Below are 11,497 nucleotides of genomic sequence, written 5' to 3' on the forward strand. Positions count from 1 at the left end.
GGGATGAGGCGGCGGGGTTAGCGCCCCGCGGCGGGGTGGGCACTCCCTCCGCGAGACCCGCCCGGGGCAGGGCGTCCCGGGCTACCGCTCACGCAGCCGTGCGGCCTGTGCGGATCCGACCCGGGTGGAGTGGCGCAAGTAGCGCTCGATCACCGCGAGTTCCTCATCGGTGAACTCGGCGAGCAGGTCGGCGAAGGCGCTGCCGGGGGCCTCCCACGCGGCCTCGGTCTCCGGTGAGCGCCGGGCGGTGAGCGAGACGCGGGTCCTTCTGCGGTCATGTGCGTCGGGCGTCCTCTCGACCAGCCCCGCCCGCTCGAGTCTGTCGACGAGCCGAGTGGCCGACCCCGAGGTGAGACCGGTCAGTTCGGCGATCTCACCCGTGGTGAGCGGCTCGGGTTCGAGACCGAGCAGGCTCACGCACTGCAGATCCGTCGGATGCAGTCCCAGCCGGTCGGCCATGGCCTGGTTGAAGAGGGTGTACGCGGCGTGCTGCCGCCTCGCGGCCACGGTGACCGCCGCGAGCAGATCCTCGCGATTCTCGATTGACACCACTCGGCATCCGCCCTTCAATTCACTGCGTCACGCAGATACTTCGTGACGCAGATACTACTCTCCGAAGGGACGCATCGTGAGCACCCTCTCCATCGAGCGGATGGGCGAGCTGTACGGCCACTGGGCCGCCCTGTGGCGCGGCGACTTCAGTCGGGCCGACGAGATCCTCGACCCCGGTTTCGTCGTGCACCAGGCGCGGCCCGACGGCAGCGACTCGGAGGCGGTGACGGGTTCGGCCCGGCTGCTTCCCGAGATCGAGCAGACCATGGCGGTGTTCGACGGCGTCGCCCTCACGGTGGATGTGGGGCCGATCGTCCAGGGCGACCTGATCGCGGCGCGCTGGACGCTGCGCGCACGCTATGCGGGCGGCCTGGAGCATGCCACGGCCCCGGCCGGCACCCCGGTCGAGTTCAGCGGCCACGACATCCTGCGCGTCTGCGGCGGCAGGTTCGTCGAGTACTGGACCTGCACCGACGTACTGGCCGGCCTCGCCCAGCTCGGTGCCGTCTCCGGCCCCAACGGGCCGGCCCGGGCGTGACTGCGGGGTGCTTCTAGGCCCTGCGGGCCACCAGCACCTCCAACCCGTCCAGGATGCGCTGCAGTCCGAACTCGAAGTGGTCGAACTCCGAGCCGAAGGCGTCCTCGGCGAGGGACGCCATCACCGGGTAGCGGCCCGAGGCCATGGCCTTCTCCAGGGCCGGCACCTGTGCCTGCCAGAACTCGGCGTCCGTCAGGCCCGTCCGGCGCTCCGCCTCCCGCTCGTAGAGCTGTGTGCGCGCGGCCCCGACGACGTAGCCGTCGATCATGATGATCGCGGAGACCAGTTCGGGGTCGGTCAGTCCCATCGGGCGGATCCGGGTGAGGACCCTCTCCATCCCGTCGAGGGCGCTCGGGCCGAGGATCGGGCGGGTCTGGTTGACCTGCAGCAGCCAGGGGTGGCGGCGGTAGAGGGCGAGGGTGGCGCGGGCCAGAGCCTCCAGGGCCGCCCGCCAGCCGCCGTCGGCGAGGTCGGCCGGGTTCTCGGAGGGGCGCTGCACCCGGTCCAGCATCAGGTCGAGCAGCTCGCCCTTGCCGGGCACGTACCGGTACAGCGACATGGTGCCGGTGCCGAGCTCCGCGGCGACGCGGCGCATGGAGAGCTTCTCCAGCCCCTCGGTGTCCGCCACCTGGATGGCCGCTTCCACGATCCGGTCCAGCGTCAGGGTCGGTTTGGGGCCCCGGCTGGGGCGGCGGCCGCTCTCCCACAGCAGCTCCAGGGTCCGGGCGATGTCGCCGCTGCCGCTGGTCTCCGTACCGCCCGTGCCACTCGTACCGCTCGTCATGGAGCCAGCTTAAGGTGCCCGGCAAAAAACTGGGTACGGCGTACGCGTAATCGGGTACGGTGTACTCAGTTCGGTGCCGAGGTGGCACGGGCGGTACGGGAGGGGACGGCATGGACGGATACGCGGTGCGGGCCGAGGCGCTGGAGAAGAGGTACGGCGAGAAGCGTGCCCTCGACGGCTTCGACCTGGAGGTGCGCGAGGGCACGGTGCACGGCCTGCTCGGTCCGAACGGCGCGGGCAAGACCACAGCCGTCCGCATCCTGTCCACGCTGGTCCGGCTGGACGGGGGCAGTGCGACGGTCGCCGGCCTCGACGTCGCTCGGCAGGCGCGCGAGGTGCGGGCCCGGATCGGCCTCACCGGACAGTACGCGGCGGTCGACGAGGTGCTCACCGGCCGGCAGAACCTGGAGATGTTCGGCCGCCTGTTCCACTTGGGCGGCAAGCGGGCCCGGCTCCGGGCGACCGAGTTGCTGGAGCAGTTCGACCTGACCGACGCCGCCGACAAGGGCGTCGGCAAGTACAGCGGCGGCATGCGGCGCCGCCTCGACCTCGCCGCGTCGATGATCCTCGCCCCGGCCGTCCTCTTCCTCGACGAGCCGACGACCGGCCTCGACCCCCGCAGCCGGGGCGAAGTCTGGGAATCCGTCCGGGCGTTGGTGGCGGGCGGCACGACCGTGCTGCTGACCACCCAGTACCTGGAGGAGGCCGACAAGCTGGCCTCGCGCATCACCGTCATCGACCAGGGGCGCTCCATCGCCGACGACACCCCGGACGGTCTGAAGAACCTGGTCGGCGGCGACCGCATCGAGGTCGTGGTCGCCGAGCGGTCCGAGATCCCGCGGGCGGTGAAGGTCGTCGCCCGGGTCGCGGACGGCGAACCCGAGGCGGACGAGGCCGAGTTGCGGGTGCATGCCCCGGTCGCCGACCGGGTCACCGCCCTCACCGAGGTCGCGCGGACCCTCCAGGACGAGGGTGTCCGCGTCGAGGACATCGGACTGCGCAGGCCGAGCCTCGACGACGTGTTCCTGCGCCTGACCGGACACCGCACCGAGAAGGAGTCCGTGGCATGAGCGTCACCGACCTGAGCACCCCGAGCCCGCGGAGCGGCGCGTACTGGCTGCTCGCCGACTGCTGGAACATCGTCCGCCGCGGTCTGACCCACTATCAGCGCCAGCCGGTCAACATCGCCTGGCAGCTGGGCTTCCCGATCCTGTCCGTGCTGCTCTACGGCTATGTCTTCGGCAGCGCCATGAAGGTGCCGGGCGGCGGGAACTACACGGACTTCCTGATGCCCGGCATGTTCGTGATGACCATGGCGTTCGGATTCATCAACACCGCTACCGTGGTGGTCTACGACTCCACCAAGGGCGTCATCGACCGCTTCCGCTCGATGCCGATGGCCTCCTCGGCCGTGGTGGCCGGGCGCGGGGTCACCGATCTGATCATCGCCTGCGCCGAGTTGGCCATCATGATGCTGACGGCCCTGGCCATGGGCTGGCGTCCGGACGGCGGCCTCGGCTTCCTCGCCGCGTTCGGGCTCCTGCTGTGGCTGCGGTTCGCGCTGATCTGGATCGGCGTGTGGCTCGGCCTGCTGGTGCCCAACCCGGAGGCGGCGGGCGGCCTGTTCGCGGTCGCCTTCCCGCTGACCATGATCTCCAGCATCTTCGTCGCGCCCCAGCTCATGCCCGACTGGCTGGGCTGGGTGGCGGCCTGGAACCCGGTCTCCTCCACGGCGGCGGCGGCCCGCGAGCTGTTCGGGACGCAGGCCGGGGGCGGTGACTCCTGGGTGGAGCAGCACGCGTTGCTGATGGCCGGAGTGTGGCCGGTGATCCTGACGGCGATCTTCCTGCCGCTGGCGGTCCGGCGATTCCGGAGGCTGAGCCGGTGAGTGCCGAGGGCTGTGCGGTGTGGTGAGCGTCGCTTCCCGCCAAAGGGTCAAGGTCTCCTGCCCGTGGACGACTCCTGCCGCCGGTCAGTGAGACCGGTCCCGCTCACCGTCCGCAGACGCGGACCTGGTGAGCGGGACGTCTCCTCGGTCGGCAGCGGGACACCCGCCCCTTGTGGCTGGAGGCTGCCCGCGCCCAGGCAGCCAGTACGGCCCGGGGCCCCCGGCTCCCTGCCGCGCGGCCCTGCCGACCGGAAGGGGAGGGACCGCATCACCTGGCGACGAAGACCACCCGGAACATCTTCGGCCACCGTTTGCCGGTGAGCAGGAACTCGTCGGTGCCCGGGACGGCGGCGATGCCGTTCAGCACCTCGGCGGGCCGCCGCTTCTTCGAGGGCAGCAGCCCCGAGGCGTCGATCTGAGCGGTGACCGTGCCGGTGCCCGTGTCGACGCGCACGATCCGGTCGGAGGGCCAGACATTGGCGTACACACGGTCGCCCACGCATTCCAGCTCGTTGAGCCGCGGCACCGGACGGCCCCCAAGAGTGACGAGGAGTTCACCCGTCGGGGCCAGCGTGTGCGGGTCCCGGAAGGTGAGCCGGGCGGAACCGTCACTGGTGACCAGCCGCCCGCGCCCCGGCTGGTGGCACACACCCCAGCCCTCCGCGTGGTAGGGGAGACGACGCAGCTCGGCCATGGTCGAGGCGTCCCGTTCGATCGCGATGCGGTCCCGCCAGGTCAACTGCCACAGCGTCGGTCCGAGGACGGTGACCCCCTCCCCGAACAGTGGCGCCGGCAGCTCGGCACGGACGGTGGGACGTCCGCCGGGCGGGCCCCGGCGGATCGACGACTCACCGGGCAGGCCCGTTCCCTCGTAGAGCGTGTGCCCGGCCATCTCCAGGCCCTGCGTATAGGCCGTCGGGTCGTGCGGCAGGACGTCGAGGACCCTGACCCTCAGTTGCTCGACCGGCCCCGCGGCAGACCCGGCGGCGGCCCGCGTACGCACCGGTGAGTCGGCCGCGCAGGAGACGAGCAGTGCCGAGCCCCCCAGGACCGCGGCCGTCAGGACCGGGAGTGCACGCATCCGCGCGCCACGGGCCATCGGCCGGGAGCCGCGAACCGTCATGCCGGGTCCCCCGCGCCGACGGCCGCCCGGCCGACGGCGCGGCACCCGGCGGGCGCGGCCGGGGCCGGCCGCGGCGCCCTCTCCGCGGTCAGTGATGGTCGCCACCGTCCTGGGCAGCCACCGGCGTGGTGTCCTTCGCCGTCGGGGCGGACGGCGCGGGGAAGACGCCGATCGTCGCCGGCCTGCCGCGGCGGCGCAGCCGTGGCCGGAGCATGAGCCGGAGCCGCTCCCGGCGTCCCGAGGGCTTGGGACGGTACCCGTAGCCGTACTGCTCGCTGTCGCGCTTGGCGGGCACCATGTTGAGCACGCTGCCGAGCACGGTGGCGCCGACGTCTTGCAGGGCGCGCACGGCGTCGGTGACCTGGCCCCGGGAGCTCTTCGCGTACCGGGCGGCCAGCAGATAGCCGTCGACCGCCGAGGCCATCGCCGGTGTGTCCGCGACCGGGAGGACCGGCGCGGTGTCGATCACCACGTGGTCGAACCTGTCGGCGAGCGAGCGCACCACGGCACGGAACTGCTCCGAGCCCAGCATCTCCGCGGGGTTCGGCGGCAGCATCCCGCTGGCCAGCACCGAGAACGCGCCCGCCGACTGCATCACCTCCCCGGCTTTCGCCTGGCCGATCATCACGGTGGTCAGTCCGGCGTCCTGTACCAGGCCGAGCGCGGAGGCCACGCTGGGGCGCCGCAGGTCGGCGTCGACCAGACAGACCGAGGAACCGAACTCGGCCAGTGAGGACGCCAGATTGATCGAGATGCTCGTCTTCCCTTCGGCGGGCACCGCACTGGTGACGGCGATGACCTTGGGCGGAGCGTCGATGTCGACGAACCGGAGGTTGGTGCGCAGCCGTCTGAAGTCCTCAGCCCGTCGGCCGAACGCGTCGTCGTCCGCCGCCACCGAGTGCCGGGAGGCGCTCTGGTCGAGGACGACGCTGCCGAGTACGGCCGGCCCGCCGGTGTCGGCGAGACACCGGGCGAGGTCGCTGCGACTGCGCACCGAGGTGTCCAGCGACTCCCGCGCGACCGCCAGGCCGGTACCGAGGCCCAGGCCTGCCACGATCCCGAGTGCGAGGTTGAGCACCAGGTTCGGGGACGTCGGCGTCCTGGGCCTGGTGGCGTGCTCGGTGATGCTCAGCCGGACGGGCGAGAGCCGGGCGCCCTCCGGTCGTTCGATCTTGGCGATGACCTCGGCGAAGCGGTGGGCCACCGCGTTGCTGATCCAAGCCGCCCGGGCCGGTTTGGTGTCGGTGACGGTGATCTTGAGAAGTACCGTTTCGAGAGGCACCTCTGTGGTGATCTTCCGGGCCAGCTGTGAGGGCGTCATGTCCAGGCGCAGCAGCTCGGCGACCGGTTCGGTCACGTAAGGGCTGGTGACCACTTCCGCGTAGGAGCGCACGCGCGCCTGGGCGAAGCTGTTGCCCTGATTGAGCTTGACCGTGTCGTCCCAGTCCTGGAGCGACACGAAGAGTGTCGAGGTGGCCTGGTACTGCGGTGTGGTGGTGTGGGTGACGAACACGCCGACCGCTGTTCCCAGCAGGCCCAGCGCCGCGATGATGCGCCAGCGCCTGACCAGGAACCGAAGGTAGTCGGACAGATCCAAGGTATCCACCCCAGGTGTGCAAGACGGCGGCGACATTGATGTTCAGGAGCTACGTGATCGTAGCCGCGATACACGGTCAAAACGTGACATATGTTGCCGAGTCGGCCGGAGCCGCCACCGGGGTCGGCGAGGCGTGCGTCACGGCACCGCCGGCCGGGAAGGGGATCCCGTACCGCTGGGCTGGCGGATCAGCCGGTGCACGGACCGCCCGGCAGCGCTCTGGCCCGCAGGGGGTGCACCAGGGGCTGGCGCAGCACGAAGGCGGGTTGGTCCGAGGGGCGCTCCAGCAAGTGGAGTACGAGGGTGCGCGCGGCGCCCGCGGGCAGCTCGACGTCGAGGGTGAAGACCGGGTAGCCCCGCTCGGCGCCGTGGCTGAGCTGAGCGGAGCGGCCGTCCAGGGTCGCACCGGCCAGGGTGGCGCCGGCGCTGGCGTAATAGGACACCAGGAGGCGGTTGTCACCCGGCCGGGTGTCGTAGGGCGGGTCGTCCACCCGCTGGACGACGTACGGCGGGAGCCCCGAGAGGGGAGCCCGGTTGGCGAGGCGCACGGTCACGGTGACCTCGCGCCGGCCGTCGACACACCGGCCCGGTGCCCAGGTGAGCCGGCGGTCGAGGTAGTAGTCGAGCTTCGTACCCGCCGCGTTGTTGACGACCAGACCGGCCAGGGGAGCGGAACCCCCGGGCAGCGCTCCGCCGAACGAACGCGCCAGCAGCTCGCGCTGCTCCGCCGCGTGCCCACTCCACACCTTGATCCGGCCCTCCCCCAACTGCCGGTGCAGGGCCGAGAAGAGTGCCGTCCGGTTCGTGGGGTCCGCCGACGCGCCGAGCAGCCGGATGGCCACCGCGCGTGCCACATCGAGGAAGTACGCCTTGCGCCGCCTGAAGTCCGGGTGGAGCGCGTAGCTGGCGCGTTCGCTGAGATCCACGACGTTGTGGGCGGTGACGGCCCTCCCGTCGGGCAGCCGGGCGGGGCCGGAGGCGGTGAGGAGCCCGGCGACCGCACCGGGGTCCAGGCCGAAGGCGCCGTCCACCCGCTGGCCGCTGTGCCGCTGCCACGCCGCGGCCCAGATCCGCGCCGCGTACGGGAAGTGTGGGCTCATGTTGGAGTTGACCCAGGTCCGGGTCGGGGCGGCAGGGCCGTAGAGCCCGTTGAACTCCGCTCCCAGGTCGACGTCCGCGGCGGCCTCGCTCAGTTCGGTGTCGTTGCCGAAGTGCTCGAAGCTCAGCCGGCCCCGCTCCGCCCTGAGCACCGCGAAGGCTCCCGGCAGCCCGCCCGTTCCACGAGCCTCGGCGGTGTTCTCGAACACCGCCAGATACCGTCGCGGTCCGTCCGCTCCGAGCATCGAGGGCATCAACCGGGCCGCCGCGGCGGCATCGTGGGCGAGCGGGGTGATCCGGTCGAGCCGGCGGGCGAGTTCGGTGCGCGCCCGGTCGGTGGCCGGCAGCCAGGTGCCGTGCGGGAGGCCGTCGACGTCGGCACGCACCCTCGATGCGCTGCGCGAGGCCTGTTCGAGAAGGGGAGCCACACGACGCAGCGCGGAGAGGTCCAGGTGCCGGCCGTCGTCCGCCCCGGTGGAATCGAGTTCCGCGACGGTGCGCGCCAGGGGAGGGAGCACGTCGTGGGTCAGCCGGTCGGAGGCCTCCGCGAGGCCGCGCACCGTGCGGAAGGGGCCGCCGAGAACGGGCAGATGAGCCGCCGGGAACCAGGCTGGGCCGGTCGTGAGCCGGTGGGCCCGGGCGGCGTGGCCGGTGGCGTCGCGCACCGCGTCCCGCACTGCCGCGGCCGGCGCCGCAGGCGGGCCCGCGGCGGTGGCCGGGGCCGTTGCGGGCTGCGCGAGGTGCTGCCGTAGCGTCTGCAGGCTCCGCTGGGCGGCCAGCAGCTCGTTTCGGGCGAGTACTCCGGTGATCGCGATCCAGGCGGCGCCGGCCAGGACCAGTCCGGCCACGGCGTACAGCGGCATCCTGACGCGGCGGTCGCGCAGCCGGCGGACGATGACGGCGGGCAGGCCCCAGTCCGTGCACCGGCGCTGAATCCATCGGGCCCGCTCCGCACCGGGCGGGGATTCCTGCACCCGCGACGCACCACGGCGAGTCTCGGACATCTGGTGTCACTCCCTGGCTGATCTGGTTCGCTGGGGCCGTGGGCTCCGGCAACGCCCTGTGGACGGCGCTGTGGAGGTGAACCTCGCGCCGGCTCAGTACGCGCCGTCGCCGCGCAGCACGGCGGGGAGGGTCCGGCAGAGGATCGCCAGGTCGAGCCGGATCGACCAGGTGTCGACGTACTCGAGATCCAGGCGCAGGGCGTCCTCCCAGGCGAGGTCGGACCGTCCGCTCACCTGCCACAGCCCGGTGATCCCGGGGCGGACCAGCAGGCGGCGCCGGGCCTCCCCGGTGAACGCCGAGTCCGCGACCGGGAGCGGACGCGGTCCGACCAAGGACATCTGCCCCCGCAGCACATTGACCAGCTGCGGCAGCTCGTCCAGGGAGTAACGCCGCAGCCAGCGCCCGGCCCTGGTCACCCGCGGGTCCTCGCGGATCTTGAAGAGGTGCCCGTCGGCCTCGTTGGACTCCGCCATGGCGTCGCGCAACCGCTCCGAACCGACGTGCATCGTGCGCAGCTTCAGGACGTGGAACTCCTTGCCCTGCCAGCCGGTGCGGCGCTGGCGGAACAGCAGCGGGCCCGGACTGTCGAGCTTCACCGCCACGGCGGCGGCGATCAGCACCGGCGCCACGAACAGGAGCAGGACGGCGGCCCCCGCGCAGTCGATGAACCGCTTGGCGGCCCGGACTCCTCCGCGCGCACGCCCCCGGCGAGCCGGCGTGTGAGGGGCCGTCTTCGCAGCGGATACCGGCATCGCGCATCCCTTCGTCTTCTGCGGCGGAACGGGTGAAAGGTGTCCTTGTTCGGGCGCATTGCGGCCCTCAGAACATCCCAATGCGGCCATCTCTGACTAAGGAATAGAAACACGATATTGATCCACACTTCGGCAATGACGCCGAAGCCCGCCCTCGCCACCAGGCCGGGCGGGGCGGCCGAGAGGACCTGCATGCGTGCGGTAGTGACGGGTGGGGCCGGGTTCCTCGGCTCCCATTTGTGTGAGCGATTGCTTCAGGCGGAGCACGAAGTCGTCTGTGTGGACAACTTTCTGACGTCCAGTCCCGAGAACATCGAGCACCTTACGGGTGACCCGCGTTTCCAGTTCCGCCACCAGGACATCACCCTGGGCCTGGACGAGCCGGGGCCGGTGGACGCCGTCTTTCACATGGCTTCACCAGCCTCGCCGGTGGACTACCTGAGACTGCCCCTGGAGACACTCCGGGTGGGCTCGGCCGGCACCTGGCACGCCCTGGATCTGGCCGCCGCCAAGGGCGCCCGCTTCCTGCTGGCCTCCACCTCCGAGTCGTACGGCGACCCGCTGGTCCATCCGCAACCGGAGAGCTACTGGGGACATGTGAACCCGGTGGGCCCGCGCTCGGTGTACGACGAGGCGAAGCGCTTCGGTGAGGCACTGACGACGGCGTACCGCAGGAGCCGGGGTGTGGACGCCAAGATCGTGCGCATCTTCAACACCTTCGGGCCCAGGATGCGACCGGACGACGGCCGGGCGATCCCCACGTTCATCCGCCAGGCCCTGCGGGGAGAGCCGATCACGGTCACCGGGGACGGCAGCCAGACCAGGTCGCTGTGCTACGTGGACGACCTGGTCGACGGGCTGATGCGGATGATCGGGAGCAGCCACGGCGGCCCGGTCAACCTCGGCAACCCCCACGAGATCACGATGCTCGAACTGGCCCAGTGGATCAGCAAGCTCACCGAGTCCCCGTCCGAGATCGTGCTGGTCCCCCGGCCGCAGGACGACCCCGAGAAGCGCCGTCCGAGCATCACGTTGGCCCGCGAACTGCTGGACTGGAATCCTACGACCCCGGTGGAGCACGGCCTGCGCGAAACCGTCGGGGACTTCCGCCGCCGTATCGACTTCGAAGACTTCGGCACCACCCCCCGGCGGCACCCCGTCACCGTGGTGAACGGCACGGCCCGTCGATGACGGCGATCGGCGAAACGGCGAGCGGCACAACCTCCGTCCCCGTCGTCTCGTGTCTGGGCGTGCCCGTCACGGCGCACACCCGTGAGGGCGCCGCCCGCCGGGTGGTACACCGCGCCCTGCACACCCGGGAGGCACGCGAGGCGCACCGGTCGGCACAGGCCGACACAGCCGCCGTCGCCCCCGCGGGGAGCGACGTGCACCTGTGCAACGCCTACACCCTCGCCCTGGCCGACCGGGACCCGGCGCTGCTCAGGACCCTCCGCTCGGCGTTCCTCAACCTCGCCGACGGGCAGCCGGTGGTCTGGGCGAACCAGCTCCTCCACCGGGGCACGGCGCTGCCCCGCAGGCGCGTCTACGGCCCCGACCTGATGCTGGACGTCTTCTCCATGAGCCAGGGCACGGGGTTGCGCCACTACCTGCTGGGCTCCACACCCGAGGTGCTGGCCGCGCTGCAGCGCGAACTGCGGAGGCGCTTCCCCCGGGCCGTGTTCGCCGGTTCCTGCTCCCCGCCGTTCCGGTCGCTGACCGCCCAGGAGCTGCGGGACCAGGAGGACGACATCCGCGCACGGGGGGCCGACATCGTCTGGGTGGGTCTCGGCACCCCGCTGCAGGACCACCGGGCCGCCGAGCTCAGCGCCGCGCTGCCGGTGGTGACCGTGGCGGTGGGCGCCGCGTTCGACTTCATCGCGGGCAGCAAGCGGCAGGCGCCGTCCTGGATGCAACAGGGCGGACTGGAGTGGCTGTTCCGGCTGGGCTGCGAGCCGCGCCGGCTGTGGCGGCGCTATCTGTTCGGCAACGCCCGGTTCGTCGGGGGCGTCGTCCGGCAGGCGGCCCTCCGGCCGGCTCCGCGGGCGTCCGCCCCGCCGGCGCGGCCTTCGGACGTCGGGACGGGACTCACCGGCAGACGGGAGGGGGCGCGTTGACGGCCCCTCCCGTCTGCCGGTGAGTCCCGTCCCGACGTCCGAAGGC

General features: G+C 71.9%; 11 protein-coding genes. 5 read left to right on the forward strand and 6 right to left on the reverse strand.

The window, feature by feature from the left end; all coding sequences use genetic code 11:
• Positions 1-81: 81 nt before the first annotated feature.
• Positions 82-549: a MarR family winged helix-turn-helix transcriptional regulator gene (locus K4G64_RS35600; protein ID WP_221760028.1), complete on the reverse strand. Its 468-nt coding sequence runs from the start codon at positions 547-549 to the stop codon at positions 82-84.
• Positions 550-628: 79 nt separating this feature from the next.
• Between K4G64_RS35600 and K4G64_RS35605 the strand changes: the two genes are divergently transcribed.
• Positions 629-1,090: an ester cyclase gene (locus tag K4G64_RS35605; protein WP_308122579.1), complete on the forward strand. Its 462-nt coding sequence runs from the start codon at positions 629-631 to the stop codon at positions 1,088-1,090.
• 13 nt (positions 1,091-1,103) lie between these two features.
• Here the strand turns inward: K4G64_RS35605 and K4G64_RS35610 are convergent, their stop codons facing one another.
• A complete protein-coding gene (locus tag K4G64_RS35610; protein ID WP_221760029.1) occupies positions 1,104-1,874 on the reverse strand; it encodes a TetR/AcrR family transcriptional regulator in 771 nt (256 codons plus the stop codon).
• 110 nt (positions 1,875-1,984) lie between these two features.
• Between K4G64_RS35610 and K4G64_RS35615 the strand changes: the two genes are divergently transcribed.
• Both K4G64_RS35615 and K4G64_RS35620 read left to right on the forward strand, forming a co-directional pair.
• Positions 1,985-2,944 (forward strand): ATP-binding cassette domain-containing protein, encoded by a 960-nt coding sequence (locus K4G64_RS35615; protein ID WP_221760030.1) that lies wholly within the window; start codon positions 1,985-1,987, stop codon positions 2,942-2,944.
• On the forward strand, positions 2,941-3,762 hold the full coding sequence (locus tag K4G64_RS35620; RefSeq protein ID WP_221760031.1) for an ABC transporter permease: 822 nt from the start codon (positions 2,941-2,943) through the stop codon (positions 3,760-3,762). The genes K4G64_RS35615 and K4G64_RS35620 overlap by 4 nt, the downstream gene beginning before the upstream one ends.
• A 268-nt stretch (positions 3,763-4,030) precedes the next feature.
• Here K4G64_RS35620 and K4G64_RS35625 read toward each other — a convergent pair whose 3' ends face one another.
• The 4 genes from K4G64_RS35625 to K4G64_RS35640 form a co-directional block, all read right to left on the reverse strand.
• Positions 4,031-4,885, reverse strand: coding sequence for a glutaminyl-peptide cyclotransferase (locus K4G64_RS35625; protein WP_260461431.1), 855 nt, complete (start codon positions 4,883-4,885; stop codon positions 4,031-4,033).
• Positions 4,886-4,973: 88 nt separating this feature from the next.
• Positions 4,974-6,482 carry a polysaccharide biosynthesis tyrosine autokinase gene (locus tag K4G64_RS35630; RefSeq protein WP_260461432.1) on the reverse strand — a complete coding sequence of 503 codons (1,509 nt, stop codon included), beginning with the start codon at positions 6,480-6,482 and terminating at the stop codon, positions 4,974-4,976.
• Positions 6,483-6,670: 188 nt separating this feature from the next.
• Positions 6,671-8,584, reverse strand: a complete 1,914-nt coding sequence (locus K4G64_RS35635; RefSeq protein WP_260461433.1) for a DUF4012 domain-containing protein — start codon at positions 8,582-8,584, stop codon at positions 6,671-6,673.
• 93 nt (positions 8,585-8,677) lie between these two features.
• A complete protein-coding gene (locus tag K4G64_RS35640) occupies positions 8,678-9,337 on the reverse strand; it encodes a sugar transferase (protein WP_221760033.1) in 660 nt (219 codons plus the stop codon).
• 192 nt (positions 9,338-9,529) lie between these two features.
• Between K4G64_RS35640 and K4G64_RS35645 the strand changes: the two genes are divergently transcribed.
• Together K4G64_RS35645 and K4G64_RS35650 are read left to right on the forward strand one after the other, a co-directional pair.
• Positions 9,530-10,528: a UDP-glucuronic acid decarboxylase family protein gene (locus K4G64_RS35645; protein WP_221760038.1), complete on the forward strand. Its 999-nt coding sequence runs from the start codon at positions 9,530-9,532 to the stop codon at positions 10,526-10,528.
• Entirely contained in the window at positions 10,525-11,451 is a 927-nt protein-coding gene (locus K4G64_RS35650; RefSeq protein WP_221760034.1) for a WecB/TagA/CpsF family glycosyltransferase, read from the forward strand. Before K4G64_RS35645 ends, K4G64_RS35650 begins: the two co-directional genes overlap by 4 nt.
• The last annotated feature ends 46 nt before the right edge of the window (positions 11,452-11,497 follow it).

Origin of the sequence: Streptomyces sp. WAC04114 (assembly GCF_019733245.1) — a bacterium.
Lineage (GTDB): Bacteria > Actinomycetota > Actinomycetes > Streptomycetales > Streptomycetaceae > Streptomyces > Streptomyces massasporeus_A.